This is a genomic window from Streptomyces sp. NPDC104202, from assembly GCF_055584185.1.
The window spans coordinates 111043-125592 of record NZ_JBVJMN010000016.1 but is presented as its reverse complement, the minus strand read 5'-3'; the positions used below and the strand labels follow the sequence as shown (position 1 = coordinate 125592).

Genomic DNA, 14550 nt, shown 5'->3' with positions numbered 1-14550 from the left:
GTCTTCTTCTACCCGCGCACCGGCTCCTTTGGAGGGGAGGGGGGCCCCCCCCCCCCCCCCCCCCCCCCCATCCCCCCTCCCCTCCCCCCCCCCCCCCCCCCCCCCCCACAGGCCGTCCACCACCGGTCCGGGAGGCGACGGACGGCCACCGCCGGGGCCGGCCGACACGAAGCGGCCACCGCCGGGGCCTCCCGGCGGGGGAGGGGACCCTGTCCGTCCGGTCAGGGCGTCCCGTCCCGCTCTGCCAGGGCGTCCCGTCCCGCCGCGGGCAGCCCGACCCCGTCCGCTCGCCGGCCCTCCCCGCCCAGTCCCAGGCCGTCCGCCCATGTGGTGAGCGCGGCCGCGATCTCCGTCGGCCGGTCCTCCGGGGCCTGGTGTCCGGCGGGGCCGCAGGCGGTGGTGGTCAGGCCGGCCATGTGCTCGGCGCACCAGGCCGCCGCGGGGGCGTCGATCATCAGCGTCGGGGAGCCCGAGAAGGTCAGCAGCAGCTTCGGCACCTCGGGCGAGGCGCCCAGCCACCTGCCGTACGCCTCGACGCGCGAGACCACCTCCGCCGGCTCCGCGCCCAGGGGCATCGCGCGCGCCCACTCCAGCAGCGGACGCCGGGACTCCGGCGTCGGGTACGGCGCGCGGTAGACGTCGTGGTCGGCCTTGCCGAGCCCCGTCACCACCGTGTGGCCGAAGGAGTCCTCGATGAAGAGGTTCTCGTCCAGGACCATCCGCTCGCCCACTCCCGGGGTGCGGAAGGCCTCCCAGCGCCCCCGGGCCTTCTCCGGGAACTCCTCCCAGGTCATCGGGCGCAGGATCGTCTCCATGAAGGCCACGCCCCGGACCCGTCCGGGATGCCGGGCGGCCCAGTCGAAGGCGAGCGATCCGCCCCAGTCGATGCCGACGAGCACCACCTCGTCGAGACCCATCGCCTCGATCCACGCCTCCAGGTAGCGCGCCTGGTCCGCGTAGTCGTAGGCGATGTCCGGCTTCCCCGAGCGTCCCATCCCGATCAGGTCCGGCGCGTACAGCCGCCGCCCGCCGCCGACGGCCGGCAGGACGTGCCGCCAGAGGTGGGAGGAGGTCGGGTTGCCGTGCAGGAAGACGAAGGGAGTGCCGGTTCCCTCGCGGAACTCGTAGGACATCGTCGAATCGAGGACGTCGATCACGGGCATGGCGTTCACTCCCCTAACGTTCACGGCATTCATGTTAGTGTCACTAACGTTCGTGGCACTAATGAAGCTATACCGTTCGTGCCCCTAACGCAACGGGTAATCTGCGCGACATGACCGAGCCCTCGCCGCAGACCCCGGAGCGCCTCCGCGCCCTCCCCAGCCGCCTCCTCGCCCTGACCGCCGCCCGGGCCGACCGCCTCGTCAGCGCCGGCCTCGCCGCCGAGGACGCCCGCAAGTGGCACTACGCGGCGCTGGTCTCGCTCGACGAGCACGGGCCCGCCAGTCAGGCCGACCTCAGCCGCCGCACCGGCGTCTACCGCAGCGACCTGGTCTCCGTCATCAACGAACTCGTCGACCAAGGGCACGTGGAGCGCACCCCCGACCCGGCCGACCGCCGACGCAACGTCATCACCCTCACCGCGCGCGGCCGCAGGCACCTCGAACGCCTCGACAAGGTGCTGGTCGACGCCCAGGACGAGCTGATGGAGCCGCTGTCCGTCGCCGAACGGGCGCTGCTCGCCGCGCTGTTGGAGCGGCTCCTCGACCGCTGAGCAAGCGGGACCCCCACTGTCACGATGTCTGGTCCAGACCTTGACAGGTCCAGACCAATCGCGCTTCGCTAGGGCCGCCCGGACCCCCACCCGGAAGGAACCGCGCATGAAGCGCAGACTCATCACCCTGTTCGCCGCCCTCTGTACGGCGGTCGGACTCGCCGTGCTCCTCCCCAACGCCCCGGCCGGCGCGGCCCCCGCCTGCGTCACCGCCTGGAACTCGGGCAGCGTCTACACCGGCGGCATGACCGCCTCGTACAACGGCCACAACTGGTACGCGAAGTGGTGGACCCAGAACGAGCGCCCCGGCTCCTCGGACGTCTGGCGTGACGAGGGCACCTGCGGCGGCGGTGGCGGCGGCACGGACCCGAACCCGTCCGGATTCGTCGTCTCCGAGGCCCAGTTCAACCAGATGTTCCCGAACCGGAACCCCTTCTACACGTACGCCGGCCTCACCGCGGCCCTCAAGTCCTACCCGGCGTTCGCCACCACCGGCAGCGACACGGTGAAGAAGCAGGAGGCCGCGGCCTTCCTCGCCAACGTCTCCCACGAGACCGGCGGCCTCTACTACATCGTCGAGCAGAACACCGCCAACTACCCCCACTACTGCGACACGAGCCAGCCCTACGGCTGCCCCGCCGGCCAGGCCGCCTACTACGGCCGCGGCCCCATCCAGCTCTCCTGGAACTTCAACTACAAGGCAGCCGGCGACTCCCTCGGCATCGACCTGCTCAACAACCCCTGGCGGGTCGAGCGCGAGCCGGCCATCGCGATGATGACCGGCCTCTGGTACTGGAACACCCAGAGCGGCCCCGGCACCATGACCGGCCACAACGCCATGGTCAACGGCGCCGGCTTCGGCCAGACCATCCGTTCCATCAACGGCTCCCTGGAGTGCGACGGCCGCAACCCGGCCCAGGTCCAGAGCCGCGTCACCAAGTACCAGCAGTTCACCCAGATCCTCGGCGTCCCCACCGGCGCGAACCTGTACTGCTAGCCGGTCAGGCCCCCGGCCGCGACCCGCTTCCGGGCCGTCCGCCGTCGCCTCGTGCGGCGGCGGACGGCCTTTTCACGCCCTCCCGACCACCCGGGCCGGCGCCGGCTCCGGGGCCAGGCCCGCGACGAGGGCGGACTCCGCCCCCTTCACCCCGGTGTCACGGGCGGCCGGTGCTCCTCCGTGACCCTCTCCAGGGCGGCCGAGAGGCGCTCCAGGACGCGCACCGTCTCGTCGAAGGCGTCCTGGCCGCCCAGCTCCCGCGCGAGCAGGGCGGCGAGCTCCGCGTGGCCCGGATCGATGCGGCGGACGGCGGCCCGCCCGGTGTCCGTGGGGGCGAGGAGCTTGGCGCGGCGGTGGGCCGGGTTCGGCCGGTAGACGGCGAGCCCCTCGCGGACGAGCAGGTCGGCGACCCGCTGGACGCTCTGGCGGGTGATGCCCATGGCGCGGGCGATCCCGGCGACCGGGAGGGGCTCGGGGAGCACGGCCCCGAGGACCTGCCACCAGGCGGCGGTGAGCCCCGCCGGCTCGGCCAGTCTCTCGGACACGGCGAGGAACTGGCCGTTGAGGCGGAAGACGCCCAGGGCCGTACGGGAGAGGGCGTCCTGCTGTTCACGGCTCATGTGCGGTCCTCAGCCGTTCAGTTCGGCGAAGGCGGCCGGGTCGGAGTGCTGGAAGAGCCGGTACCAGGCGTCCCGCTTGCCCTCGTACGCGCCGAGACGGGCGAAGATCTCGCGGGCGAAGGCCACCGGCTCCGTCGGCCCCGCCGTGATGAGGTCGCCGTCGCGCACGGCGTCCGCGTCGACGTAGTGCTCGCCGCCCTCGTAGCCGGTGGCGGCGAGGTAGAAGGAGACCGCGCTGGTGTGGGAGCGGTCGTCGAGGAGGCCCTCCTTCGCCAGACCGGCCGTGGCGCCGCAGATCGCGGCGACCGGGACCCCGGCGTCGAGGAAGGCGCGGGCCTTGGCGGTGAAGGGGGACAGTTCGTCGCCCTCGTCGTACTTCTCGGCGCCCGGGAGGATCAGCAGGGCGCTGTCGGCGGGGGTGAGGTCGGCGAGCGCGAGGTCGGGGACGATCCGGATGCCGGCGATCGTGGTGACGGGCTCTCCGGCGGCCGGGCCGACGGTGCGGACGGTGTATCCGGCGCGGGCGAGCCAGGCCGTGGCGTGGCCGGTCTCCCAGTCGGCGAGGGTGTCGTAGACGGCGAGGTGGACGGTCGTGGATCCCTTGGCTTCCATGACAGAAGACTGTCATGTCGACAGTGTGCTGTCAACGAAGAGGAAGGGGACGGCCGAGGGAAAACAACGTGTCGCGTCCGCCCCGGTCTCGGTGGACAAGATGGCCATGGCCCGCCCCACCTGCGGTTCCTTACCCTCGACCCATGACCCCTCATGTCATCGAACCCGATCCCCAGGCCGGCGCGGCCGTCAAGGCCGCCGACCGCGCGCACGTGTTCCACTCCTGGTCCGCCCAGGGCCTGATCGACCCGCTCGCCGTCGCCGGCGCCGAGGGTTCGTACTTCTGGGACTACGACGGAAACCGCTACCTCGACTTCACCAGCGGCCTCGTCTACACGAACATCGGCTACCAGCACCCCAAGGTGGTCGCCGCCATCCAGGAGCAGGCCGGGAAGCTCGCGACCTTCGCGCCCGCCTTCGCCGTCGACGTCCGCTCCGAGGCCGCACGCCTCATCGCCGAGCGCACCCCGGGCGACCTGGACAAGATCTTCTTCACCAACGGCGGCGCCGAGGCCGTCGAGAACGCCGTCCGCATGGCCCGGCTGCACACCGGCCGCACGAAGGTGCTCTCCGCCTACCGCTCGTACCACGGCGCCACCTCCACCGCGATCAACCTGACCGGCGACCCCCGCCGCTGGGCCTCCGACAACGGCTCCGCCGGCGTCGTGCGCTTCTGGGCGCCCTTCCTCTACCGCTCGCCCTTCTACGCCACCACCGAGGCGGAGGAGTGCGCCCGCGCCCTCCAGCACCTGGAGGACACGATCGCCTTCGAGGGTCCGGCGACCATCGCCGCGATCATCCTGGAGACCGTGCCCGGCACCGCCGGCATCATGACCCCGCCGCCCGGCTACCTCGCCGGCGTCCGCGCGATCTGCGACCGGTACGGCATCGTCTTCGTCCTCGACGAGGTCATGGCGGGCTTCGGCCGCACCGGCCGGTGGTTCGCCGCCGAGCACTTCGACGTCGTGCCCGACCTGATGACCTTCGCCAAGGGCGTGAACTCCGGCTACGTGCCCCTCGGCGGCGTCGCCATCAACGCCGAGATCGCCGCCACCTTCGACAAGCGGCCCTACCCGGGCGGACTCACCTACTCCGGCCACCCGCTGGCCTGCGCCGCGGCCGTCGCCACCATCCAGGTGATGGAGGACGAGAAGGTCGTCGAGAACGCCGCCCACATCGGCGAGACCGTCCTCGGCCCGGGCCTCCGCGAGCTCGCCGAGCGCCACCCGTCGGTCGGCGAGGTCCGCGGCATGGGCGTCTTCTGGGCGCTCGACCTGGTCAGGAACCGCGAGACCCGCGAGCCGCTCGTCCCCTACAACGCGGCCGGCGAGGCCAACGCGCCCATGGCCGCCTTCGGCGCCGCGGCGAAGAAGCAGGGCCTGTGGCCCTTCGTCAACATGAACCGCACCCACGCCGTTCCCGCCTGCAACGTCTCCGAGGCGGAGGTCAAGGAGGGCCTCGCCGCCCTGGACGCGGCGCTCTCGGTGGCCGACGAGCACACCGCGTAACCGCAGCACCGAGGAGGTCTCCTCCGTCTGGACTAGGGTGTCCCGGAACCGGACGGAGGGGGCCGCCACGATGCCCGCGAGCGGAGCTGTCACCCGCAACACCTTGCGACAGCAGATCGCGGACGCGCTGCGTGACGAAGTGCTCGCGGGCCGTCTCCAGCCCGGCGAGGAATTCACCGTCAAGCAGATCGCGGAGCAGTACGGGGTGTCGGCGACACCCGTCCGCGAAGCCCTCGTCGACCTCTGCGCACAGGGGCTCCTCGACTCCGACCAGCACCGCGGCTTCCGCGTCCACCAGTACTCGGTCGACGACTACCGCGGCATGGTCGAGGCCCGGATGCTGGTCGTCGACGGCATCTTCCGCCGCGACAGGCCCGTGCTCACCCCCCTCCCGCCGTCCTCCGCCGCGGAGCCCGACCTCGGCGTGGGGGTCGCGCTGGTCTCCGTACGGCGCCGGGGGGAGGCGGCGGCCCGCGCGGCCCGCGCCGGCGACCTCGACATCCTCATCGGCTACGACATCCGGTACTGGCGCGAGCTGGGCCGGCTGGTCGCCGCCAACGCCTACATCGCCGACTTCCTGCACAGGCTGCGCGTCCAGGCGTGGGTCTTCTCCGTGCCCTACCTGCGGGCCGAGCGGGACCTCCTCGGCTGGCTGTGGGGCGGGCACGTGGAGCTGGTCGACGCGATCACGCGCGGCGACGCCGCGGCGGCCGCCGAGGTCGTCCGGGCGTACAACGCGCACGCGCTGGAGTGGGCGGACCGCCTGGAGCGACGGGCGCGGTGACGGCGTCCGGCCGGACCGCGCGCCGGACCGAAGCCCGCCGGGGCGGGTTGAGGCCCGGTCTCCGGGGGCAGTTCCTCAGCGGGTGGGCGTGGTCGGCCGGGCCGACTACCCTGGCCGTCCCTGCAACTGACGGAGAGCGAGCCTCCCTTGGCCTGTGACCTGTGGCTGGTCCCCCTCGTCGACGTGCTGTGCCACAGCCCCGACAACCCCTTCGCCGAAGAGATAGCCGTCTTCGACGCCGTGCTCAGCGCGTCCGGTCTGCCGACCGTGCCCGTCTACGCGTACATGCCGGGGCTCACCGGGGACGTCGCCCCGGTCGCGGGCTTCGACTACGAGGCCCTGCACTTCCTGCGGCGGGCGTACCTGCTGCAGATGTGCGGGCTGCCGGTCGAGCCGGTCGGCGAGCTCGGCGGGGACTACGAGCAGCTCCTGGAGATGTTCGAGGCGACCGCCCAGCAGTCCCACCTGGTCTGGCACTACGACCACGCGGGCGCGTACGTGCCGGTCGACTTCCCGGCCCCGCTGACCACCGACGAGCTGCTGGAGGGCGGCGGCCCGCTCGGCTCCTCGTACGGGCTCCTGCGCGAGCTGGAGTTCGTGGCGCCCTCGATCGGCATCGACCCGGCGAACCCGCCGGCCGCCCCGGTGCCGCCGGAGCGGCCGACCGCGCTGGAGGAGCCGGCCGCGCCCGTCCCGTACGACGGCAGTCCCTTCGCCCGGGAGCGGCACGTGTGGCTGGGCCTGCACGCGGCGGCGACCCGGAGCCTGGCCCAGGGCTCGATGATCATCCTGAGCTGAGGCCCGGGGCCCCGGCCCCGGGTCCGGACGCCCCCGGTCACCGGGAACACGCGCCCCCGGACACCCCTAGCGGGTCTCCGGGGGGCGCTGGCGCGGCATGTTCGGCCGGGTGCCCGGCGGGAGCGGGAAACGGCCCGAGGGGTGGTGGCTCTCCGCCCGCGCGGGCACGACGCCCACCGACTGGAGGGCCAGCGGCGCCGGGCCCGAACGGAACTCGACCATCCAGTCCGCGGTCTCCGCGCGGACGAGCTCGGTCACGTCCTCCGAGAAGCGGCGCAGCACCCCGAGACAGCGCTCGGCGGCCTCGCTGGCGGTGCCCTCCGTGGGCCCCAGGACCTCCCGGACGCTCTCCGACGCCCAGTCGAACTGGAGCGCCTGGAGACGCCGCTGCACGGCCTGCGCGGTGGCCACGTCCCTTATCCACCCGGACGTGACGCCGAAGTACCGGTCGCAGGCCAGGCAGGCGGCGCCGAGCAGCAGCGACAGATAGCCCCAGCCCGCGGTGCCGGCGGCGACCCCGGTCAGGTCGAGCAGCGGCAGCGCGGCGCCCGCGATCACCCCGGCCGCCGTCCCCAGCCGCAGCGCCCGGGCGCAGCGGCGCTTCCAGACGCGGTCCGACAGGTACCACTCGGCGGTGCGCAGGGCGTGGGACTCCACCCAGCGGTACAGCTCGTCGAGCCGTTCGGCCGGCTCGCCCCAGTCGCCCAGGGGGAAGGGCGTACCGGTCAGATCGCGGTGGACGTCGCCGCCCGGGGGTCCCGGTGGCTGCATCTCCGGCTGCTGGCTCACCGGGGGACTCCTCTGTTCAGCTCAGCGCTCATGTCCTTCTGTGACGTGCGGTGCACGTGGTGCCTGCCCTTCCTACCGCCGAATGGTGGGCGGCGGGCCCGGAATCCCGGGATTTCCGCCCGCAAGAGGGTGTTGATCAGGTAGAGGAGGCCGCAGTTTCTCACCCGAAAGAGTGATGGAGGCAGGGCGGGCGGCGAACACGTAGGCTCGGCGTACCGACACATACGGACGTACCGACCCTCAGGAGTGACCGTGATCCCCGGTGGTGGCCAGCCCAACATGCAGCAGCTCCTCCAGCAGGCCCAGAAGATGCAGCAGGACCTGGCCCGGGCGCAGCAGGAGCTGGCGGCGACCGAGGTCGACGGGCAGGCGGGCGGCGGCCTCGTGAAGGCGACCGTGACGGGCTCCGGCGAGCTGCGCGGCCTGGTGATCGACCCGAAGGCGGTCGACCCGGAGGACACCGAGACGCTGGCCGACCTCATCGTGGCCGCGGTGCAGGCCGCCAACGACAACGCGCAGCAGCTCCAGCAGGCCAAGCTGGGCCCGCTGGCGCAGGGCATGGGCGGGATGCCGGGCCTGGGCTTCTGAGCCCCTTCTCCCCGGCTGCCGCGACGGGCTTCTAAGGCTCGCTTTCAGCCACTACCGTAAGAAACAAGCACTCCCCCTGGAAGGGCGTTCCGTGTACGAAGGCGTGGTTCAGGAGCTCATCGACGAACTGGGCAGGCTGCCCGGCGTCGGTCCCAAGAGCGCGCAGCGGATCGCCTTCCACATCCTCCAGGCCGAGCCGACGGACGTCCGCCGGCTCGCGCACGCCCTCCTGGAGGTCAAGGAGAAGGTCCGGTTCTGCGAGGTCTGCGGGAACGTGGCGCAGCAGGAGCAGTGCAACATCTGCCGGGACCCGCGGCGCGACCTCACCGTCATCTGCGTGGTCGAGGAGCCGAAGGACGTCGTGGCGATCGAGCGGACGCGCGAGTTCCGGGGCCGGTACCACGTCCTGGGCGGCGCGATCAGCCCGATCGAGGGCGTCGGCCCGGACGACCTGAGGATCCGCGAGCTCCTGGCGCGGCTCGCGGACGGGGCGGTCACCGAGCTGATCCTCGCCACCGACCCGAACCTGGAGGGCGAGGCCACCGCGACCTACCTGGCGCGGATGATCAAGCCCATGGGGCTGAAGGTGACCCGGCTCGCGAGCGGCCTGCCGGTCGGCGGCGACCTGGAGTACGCCGACGAGGTCACCCTCGGCCGTGCCTTCGAGGGACGGAGGCTGCTAGATGTATGACGACGACCGGGCCCGGGCCCGCGTGCTCCGACTTGTGCTTCGAGGAAGGCAGCTCGATGTCTGACGCCACACTGCACTCCGTCACGCAGGACCCCGACGACTTCGCGGTCCAGATCTCCGACTCGATCGAGAGCTTCATCGTCGCGACGACCGAGGTCGCCAAGGGCGACGAGCCGGACAGCGCGGTGCCCTTCCTGCTCCTGGAGATCTCCCAGCTGCTCCTGGCGGGCGGCCGGCTGGGCGCGCACGAGGACATCGTCCCGGACGAGCGCTACGAGCCGGACACGGGTCCCGAGCCGGACGTCGACGAGCTGCGCGAGCGGTTCGCGGTGATGCTGGACCCGGTCGACGTCTTCTCGGAGGTCTTCGACCCGTACGAGCCGCGCAAGGCCCCGGTCCCCGCCCGCATCTCGGACAACCTGGCGGACATCGTCACCGACCTCCGCCACGGCCTGGCCCACTACCGGGCCGGCCGCACCAGCGAGGCGCTCTGGTGGTGGCAGTTCTCGTACTTCTCCAACTGGGGCCCGACGGCCTCGGCCACCCTGCGCGCCCTGCAGTCCCTCGTCGCCCACGTCCGCCTCGACCAGCCGCTGGCCGCGCTCGACGGCCTGGACACCGACGAGGACCTGACCGAGGACGACCTCGCCGAGGAGGCGGGCCGCGTGATGCTGGAGGAGATCGCCACCCCGCTCGGCCTGCGCTCCCTCAAGAGCTGATCACTCTCCGAGCAGCACATCTCAGGATGTGATACCACGCTGGTGTTTCCGGGCCGCTCGTTAGACTGAGCCGATCGCAGCGCCGGCTGCGGCACAGACTGAGCGAGGAGCGCACGTGGGCCTTGTCGTGCAGAAGTACGGAGGCTCCTCCGTTGCCGATGCCGAAGGCATCAAGCGCGTCGCCAAGCGGATCGTGGACGCCAAGAAGAACGGCCACCAGGTGGTCGTCGTGGTTTCCGCGATGGGCGACACGACGGACGAGCTGATCGATCTCGCCGAGCAGGTATCCCCGATCCCTGCCGGGCGGGAGTTCGACATGCTGCTGACCGCCGGGGAGCGGATCTCCATGGCCCTGCTGGCCATGGCGATCAAAAACCTGGGTCACGAGGCCCAGTCGTTCACGGGCAGCCAGGCCGGTGTCATCACGGACTCGGTCCACAACAAGGCGCGCATCATCGATGTCACGCCGGGCCGGATCCGCACCGCCCTCGACGAGGGCAACATCGCCATCGTCGCCGGCTTCCAGGGCGTGTCCCAGGACAAGAAGGACATCACCACCCTGGGCCGCGGCGGCTCGGACACCACGGCCGTGGCGCTCGCCGCCGCGCTCGACGCCGAGGTCTGCGAGATCTACACCGACGTCGACGGCGTCTTCACGGCCGACCCGCGCGTGGTGAAGAAGGCGAAGAAGATCGACTGGATCTCCTTCGAGGACATGCTGGAGCTCGCCGCCTCCGGCTCCAAGGTGCTGCTGCACCGCTGCGTCGAGTACGCGCGCCGCTACAACATCCCGATCCACGTCCGCTCGTCCTTCTCGGGACTGCAGGGCACGTGGGTCAGCAACGAACCGCTCTCCGACGCAAAGGACCAGAAGGTGGAGCAGGCCATCATCTCGGGTGTCGCCCACGACACCTCGGAGGCGAAGATCACCGTCGTCGGCGTGCCGGACAAGCCGGGCGAGGCCGCGGCCATCTTCCGCGCCGTCGCGGATGCCGAGATCAACATCGACATGATCGTGCAGAACGTGTCCGCCGCCTCCACCGGCCTCACGGACATCTCCTTCACCCTCCCCAAGGCCGAGGGCCGCAAGGCCATCGACGCCCTGGAGAAGGCGAAGAGCGCGATCGGCTTCGACTCCCTGCGCTACGACGACCAGATCGGCAAGATCTCCCTGGTCGGCGCCGGGATGAAGACCAACCCGGGCGTCACCGCGGACTTCTTCCGCGCACTCTCCGACGCGGGCGTGAACATCGAGCTCATCTCGACCTCCGAGATCCGCATCTCGGTCGTCACCCGCGCCGACGACGTCAACGAGGCCGTGCGCGCCGTCCACACCGCCTTCGGGCTGGACAGCGACTCGGACGAGGCCGTGGTCTACGGAGGCACCGGACGATGAACCCGAAGCCGACGCTCGCGGTCGTCGGTGCGACCGGAGCCGTCGGCTCGGTGATGCTCCAGATGCTCACGCACCACGCGGACGTCTGGGGCGAGATACGCCTCCTCGCCTCCCCGCGCTCGGCCGGCCGCAAGGCCGCCGTGCGCGGGGAGGAGTGCGAGATCCTCGCGCTGGACGAGGAGTCCCTCGAAGGCGTCGACCTGGCGCTCTTCCTCGCGCCCGAGACGGTCGCGGCCCAGTGGGCGCCCGTCGCCGCCGCCAAGGGCGCCGTCGTCGTGGACACCTCCGCGGCCTTCCGGGCCGACCCCGACGTCCCCCTGGTGGTCCCCGAGACCAACCCGCACGCCGCGCGCGTACGGCCCCGGGGCATCGTCGCGAGCCCCGGCTCGACCACCCTCGCGCTGATCGTCGCCGTGGGCACCCTGCACGCCGAGTTCGGCCTCACCGAACTGGTCGTCACCGCCCAGCAGGCCGCGTCCGGCGCGGGCGCGGGACGGGCCGGCGCCGAGGCGCTCCGCGCCCAGCTCGGCCTCGTCGCCGACGCCGGAGACCTGGGCACCCACCCCGGCGACGTACGACGGGCCGTCGGCGAGGCCAACGGCCCCTTCCCGGGCCCCCTCGCGCTCAACGTCCTGCCCTGGTCGGGCACGGCCGGCGCCGACGGGGCCTCCTCGGAGGAGGAGCACGTCCGGGACGAGACCCGCAGGATCCTCGGGCTGCCCGGACTCCGGGTCGCTGCCACCTGCGTCCGCGTGCCCGTCGTGACCGGGCACTCGGTCTCCGTCCACGCCCGCTTCGAGCACCCCGTGCCCGTCGGGCGGGCGCACGAGGTCCTCGCGACCTCGCCCGGCGTCGTGCTCTACGACGACCCCGAGGCCGGCGACTTCCCCACCCCCGCCGACGTCGTCGGCACCGACCCCGCCTGGGTCGGACGGGTCCGGCGGTCCATGGACGACGAGCGGGCGCTCGACTTCTTCGTCTGCGCCGACAACCTGCGCAAGGGCGCGGCCCTGAACGCCCTTCAGATCGCGGAATCGGTCGTCGCCGCTTTGTGGGATCTGTGAACGTCCTGTGAGCAATTAGGCGTCAGATCCCTCTTGAACTGCGGTGATGCGGTGGACGAGGATGCTTTTCCCCCCTGCCGCAACCAACGGCCGGGGTGAAGGCGTCTTCGCGTGCACCCACAGCTGTGTGGCGCGGAGCACGCTGTGAAAGCGGGGCACAGGGGGAGAACGGTTACGCATGAGGACATACGAGTCACCGTCAAAAAGGGTGGCGTACGCGTACAACCCTGTCGGGGGGACGCGTGTCCAACATGCGTGGCAGAGGTACTCGACATCGCGACCATCGCTCCGCTCCGCGGCGCGGGCACAGCCGTGCTCCCCGTGCGGAGCAGCGCCGTGCTCCCCGTCCGGGGCAGCGCCATCGGCCCCGTACGCGGCCCCGCGGCCCGCCCGTTCCGGCGGTCCCGTGCGCTCGGCGGGATGCCGGTGATCGCCCCCGTGCCCACCGCACCCCGCGCCACGGGGATCGACGCCATCCCGTCGCCCCGCACGAGCGCCGAGGCGGCCGCCGGGACGACCGTCGACCACCTCACCGAGACCTACCGCGCCCACTACCGGTCGCTGCTCGGACTCGCCGCGCTCCTCCTCGACGACACCGCCTCATGCGAGGACGTCGTCCAGGAGGCGTTCATCCGCGTCCACTCGGCCCGCAAGCGCGTCCGCGAGCCCGAGAAGACCCTCGCGTACCTCCGCCAGACCGTCGTGAACCTCTCCCGGTCCGCGCTGCGCCGCCGCATCCTCGGCCTCAAGCTGCTGTCCAAGCCCATGCCGGACATGGCCAGCGCGGAGGAGGGGGCGTACGAGCAGCTGGAGCGCGAGGACCTCATCAAGGCGATGCGCGGACTCCAGCGCCGCCAGCGCGAGGTGCTCGCCCTGCGCTACTTCTCCGACATGACCGAGGCTCAGGTCGCCGAGACGCTCGGGATCTCCCTGGGTTCGGTGAAGGCGTACGGATCGCGGGGCATCGCGGCGCTGCGCGTCGCGATGGGAGCGACGGCATGACCGAGACCCCCGGCAGGACGCCCGGTGAGGAAGGCGGCGACGCTCCCGAGGAGCACCCCGCCCCGGACGAACGCGACGACGTGAGTGGACAGCGCATGGTGAACATCGAGCCCGGACCCGGCGAGGGCGACGGCGACGACGAACTCGCGCTGCGGCGGCTCTTCCAGGGCGCGGTGTCCGGCCTGGAGCCCTCCGCGGGCTCCCTGGACCACCTGCGCCGCGCCGTGCCCGCGCGCCGCGCCCGCAAGCGCCAGGCGTTCGTCGGCGCCTGCGCAGCGGCCGTCCTCATCGGCACCGCCGTCCCCGCCTTCGTGCACGTCGCCTCCTCGGGCGGACTCTCCGCCGCCGACCCCGTGAACGCCGGCCACGGCGAGGACGCCCAGGGCGGCACCGCCGCCGAGAGCGGCGGCGCGGGCGGCCAGGGCGCCAAGCCCCCGGCGGGCACCGTCTCGCCGAGCCAGGGAGCGGACGAGGGCACCGCGGGCAAGGCGGCCGCGGCGGGCGCCAACGGCGGCCCCCGGCAGTCCCAGGACGTGCTGAACGGCTCCGCCCCGCGCTGCACCGCCGACCAGCTCGGCGTCACCGGCGAGGGCGCCGACGGCCCCACCGCCGAGGGCCGGGTCTACGGCACCTTCCGCATCGCCAACGTCTCGGCCGCGAACTGCGTCGTCGACGGCAGCGGCGTCGTCGGCTTCGAGGCCAGGGGCGCGGCCGACCCGGCGCGGATCTCGGTGGTCCGGCACACCTCGGGCGACGGCGGCAGCGGCCTGCCCGACCCCTCGCAGGAGTCGTCCTCGCTCCTGCTGAAGCCGAACGGTTCCTACGAGGTGCGGTTCGTCTGGGTGCCGAGCGAGACCTGCCCGACCACCGGGACCACCCCGACGCCCACGCCGACCACCCCGACCGACCCGCCGACCACTCCGCCGCCGACGGAGCCGCCGCCCACCACCGCCAACCCCACCCCGACCTCGGGCGGGGGCGTCGGCGGCACCGGTACGGGGCCGGGCGGCTCGGAGGCGGGCGCGGGCTCCGAAGCGGGCGCCGGTGTCTCGGCCCAGCTGCTGCGCGAGGACGGGCCGGCGGACGGCAGCGTCGTCGTCAGCCACACGGCGGAGCCGGGCGGCCCGACGGCCTCCGCGGTCGTCCCCGGCGCCTGCGCCGGCACTGTCTACCGGACCGGGATCCTGAGCGGCTCCTGAGCCCCGTGGCCGGCCCGCGGGACCCGCGGGCCGGGGCCCCGGCCCCGTCGGCCCGCGCGCGCCCGGTGG

General features: G+C 72.7%; 16 protein-coding genes. 12 read left to right on the top strand and 4 right to left on the bottom strand.

Annotated elements, in window-relative coordinates; translation table 11 throughout:
• Positions 1 to 221: 221 nt before the first annotated feature.
• Positions 222 to 1163, bottom strand: a complete 942-nt coding sequence (locus tag ACZ60W_RS13945; protein WP_469755556.1) for a haloalkane dehalogenase — start codon at positions 1161 to 1163, stop codon at positions 222 to 224.
• A 110-nt stretch (positions 1164 to 1273) separates the two neighbouring features.
• On the opposite strand from ACZ60W_RS13945, the gene ACZ60W_RS13940 reads away from it, so the two are divergent.
• On the top strand, positions 1274 to 1714 hold the full coding sequence (locus ACZ60W_RS13940; RefSeq protein WP_469755551.1) for a MarR family winged helix-turn-helix transcriptional regulator: 441 nt from the start codon (positions 1274 to 1276) through the stop codon (positions 1712 to 1714).
• 106 nt (positions 1715 to 1820) lie between these two features.
• Positions 1821 to 2711: a glycoside hydrolase family 19 protein gene (locus tag ACZ60W_RS13935; RefSeq protein WP_469755550.1), complete on the top strand. Its 891-nt coding sequence runs from the start codon at positions 1821 to 1823 to the stop codon at positions 2709 to 2711.
• Between the two features lie 146 nt (positions 2712 to 2857).
• Here the strand turns inward: ACZ60W_RS13935 and ACZ60W_RS13930 are convergent, their stop codons facing one another.
• Positions 2858 to 3331 (bottom strand): MarR family winged helix-turn-helix transcriptional regulator, encoded by a 474-nt coding sequence (locus tag ACZ60W_RS13930; protein WP_469755549.1) that lies wholly within the window; start codon positions 3329 to 3331, stop codon positions 2858 to 2860.
• A gap of 9 nt (positions 3332 to 3340) precedes the next feature.
• A complete protein-coding gene (locus ACZ60W_RS13925; protein WP_469755548.1) occupies positions 3341 to 3943 on the bottom strand; it encodes a DJ-1/PfpI family protein in 603 nt (200 codons plus the stop codon).
• Positions 3944 to 4086: 143 nt separating this feature from the next.
• Here ACZ60W_RS13925 and ACZ60W_RS13920 point away from each other — a divergent pair, with 143 nt between their 5' ends.
• From ACZ60W_RS13920 to ACZ60W_RS13910, 3 genes are all read left to right on the top strand, one after another.
• On the top strand, positions 4087 to 5451 hold the full coding sequence (locus tag ACZ60W_RS13920; RefSeq protein ID WP_469755547.1) for an aminotransferase class III-fold pyridoxal phosphate-dependent enzyme: 1365 nt from the start codon (positions 4087 to 4089) through the stop codon (positions 5449 to 5451).
• Between the two features lie 70 nt (positions 5452 to 5521).
• Complete coding sequence (locus ACZ60W_RS13915) at positions 5522 to 6235, top strand: GntR family transcriptional regulator (protein ID WP_469755546.1); 714 nt, start codon at positions 5522 to 5524, stop codon at positions 6233 to 6235.
• A 147-nt stretch (positions 6236 to 6382) separates the two neighbouring features.
• On the top strand, positions 6383 to 7033 hold the full coding sequence (locus ACZ60W_RS13910) for a hypothetical protein (RefSeq protein ID WP_469755545.1): 651 nt from the start codon (positions 6383 to 6385) through the stop codon (positions 7031 to 7033).
• A 66-nt stretch (positions 7034 to 7099) separates the two neighbouring features.
• Here ACZ60W_RS13910 and ACZ60W_RS13905 read toward each other — a convergent pair whose 3' ends face one another.
• Positions 7100 to 7804 carry an SLATT domain-containing protein gene (locus ACZ60W_RS13905; RefSeq protein ID WP_469755555.1) on the bottom strand — a complete coding sequence of 235 codons (705 nt, stop codon included), beginning with the start codon at positions 7802 to 7804 and terminating at the stop codon, positions 7100 to 7102.
• Positions 7805 to 8074: 270 nt separating this feature from the next.
• On the opposite strand from ACZ60W_RS13905, the gene ACZ60W_RS13900 reads away from it, so the two are divergent.
• From ACZ60W_RS13900 to ACZ60W_RS13870, 7 genes are all read left to right on the top strand, one after another.
• A complete protein-coding gene (locus ACZ60W_RS13900; RefSeq protein ID WP_015034576.1) occupies positions 8075 to 8410 on the top strand; it encodes a YbaB/EbfC family nucleoid-associated protein in 336 nt (111 codons plus the stop codon).
• A 91-nt stretch (positions 8411 to 8501) separates the two neighbouring features.
• Positions 8502 to 9101: a recombination mediator RecR gene (gene recR, locus ACZ60W_RS13895; protein ID WP_366302707.1), complete on the top strand. Its 600-nt coding sequence runs from the start codon at positions 8502 to 8504 to the stop codon at positions 9099 to 9101.
• A gap of 56 nt (positions 9102 to 9157) precedes the next feature.
• Positions 9158 to 9820, top strand: coding sequence for a DUF5063 domain-containing protein (locus ACZ60W_RS13890; RefSeq protein ID WP_469755544.1), 663 nt, complete (start codon positions 9158 to 9160; stop codon positions 9818 to 9820).
• Between the two features lie 115 nt (positions 9821 to 9935).
• Positions 9936 to 11216, top strand: a complete 1281-nt coding sequence (locus tag ACZ60W_RS13885; RefSeq protein WP_366302705.1) for an aspartate kinase — start codon at positions 9936 to 9938, stop codon at positions 11214 to 11216.
• On the top strand, positions 11213 to 12280 hold the full coding sequence (locus ACZ60W_RS13880) for an aspartate-semialdehyde dehydrogenase (protein WP_469755543.1): 1068 nt from the start codon (positions 11213 to 11215) through the stop codon (positions 12278 to 12280). Before ACZ60W_RS13885 ends, ACZ60W_RS13880 begins: the two co-directional genes overlap by 4 nt.
• 255 nt (positions 12281 to 12535) lie before the next feature.
• Positions 12536 to 13282, top strand: coding sequence for a SigE family RNA polymerase sigma factor (locus ACZ60W_RS13875; RefSeq protein WP_469755542.1), 747 nt, complete (start codon positions 12536 to 12538; stop codon positions 13280 to 13282).
• Positions 13279 to 14481 (top strand): hypothetical protein, encoded by a 1203-nt coding sequence (locus ACZ60W_RS13870; protein WP_469755541.1) that lies wholly within the window; start codon positions 13279 to 13281, stop codon positions 14479 to 14481. The genes ACZ60W_RS13875 and ACZ60W_RS13870 overlap by 4 nt, the downstream gene beginning before the upstream one ends.
• Positions 14482 to 14550: the final 69 nt, after the last annotated feature.

What these genes read in the sequence shown, in the direction of transcription:
- ACZ60W_RS13945 (WP_469755556.1), bottom strand. Translation starts at nt 1,163, where the DNA reads ATGCCCGTGATCGACGTCCTCGATTCGACGATGTCCTACGAGTTCCGC.
- ACZ60W_RS13915 (WP_469755546.1), top strand. Translation starts at nt 5,522, where the DNA reads ATGCCCGCGAGCGGAGCTGTCACCCGCAACACCTTGCGACAGCAGATC.
- ACZ60W_RS13880 (WP_469755543.1), top strand. Translation starts at nt 11,213, where the DNA reads ATGAACCCGAAGCCGACGCTCGCGGTCGTCGGTGCGACCGGAGCCGTC.
- ACZ60W_RS13870 (WP_469755541.1), top strand. Translation starts at nt 13,279, where the DNA reads ATGACCGAGACCCCCGGCAGGACGCCCGGTGAGGAAGGCGGCGACGCT.
- ACZ60W_RS13930 (WP_469755549.1), bottom strand. Translation starts at nt 3,331, where the DNA reads ATGAGCCGTGAACAGCAGGACGCCCTCTCCCGTACGGCCCTGGGCGTC.
- ACZ60W_RS13940 (WP_469755551.1), top strand. Translation starts at nt 1,274, where the DNA reads ATGACCGAGCCCTCGCCGCAGACCCCGGAGCGCCTCCGCGCCCTCCCC.
- ACZ60W_RS13935 (WP_469755550.1), top strand. Translation starts at nt 1,821, where the DNA reads ATGAAGCGCAGACTCATCACCCTGTTCGCCGCCCTCTGTACGGCGGTC.
- ACZ60W_RS13890 (WP_469755544.1), top strand. Translation starts at nt 9,158, where the DNA reads ATGTCTGACGCCACACTGCACTCCGTCACGCAGGACCCCGACGACTTC.
- ACZ60W_RS13925 (WP_469755548.1), bottom strand. Translation starts at nt 3,943, where the DNA reads ATGGAAGCCAAGGGATCCACGACCGTCCACCTCGCCGTCTACGACACC.
- ACZ60W_RS13920 (WP_469755547.1), top strand. Translation starts at nt 4,087, where the DNA reads ATGACCCCTCATGTCATCGAACCCGATCCCCAGGCCGGCGCGGCCGTC.
- ACZ60W_RS13905 (WP_469755555.1), bottom strand. Translation starts at nt 7,804, where the DNA reads ATGCAGCCACCGGGACCCCCGGGCGGCGACGTCCACCGCGATCTGACC.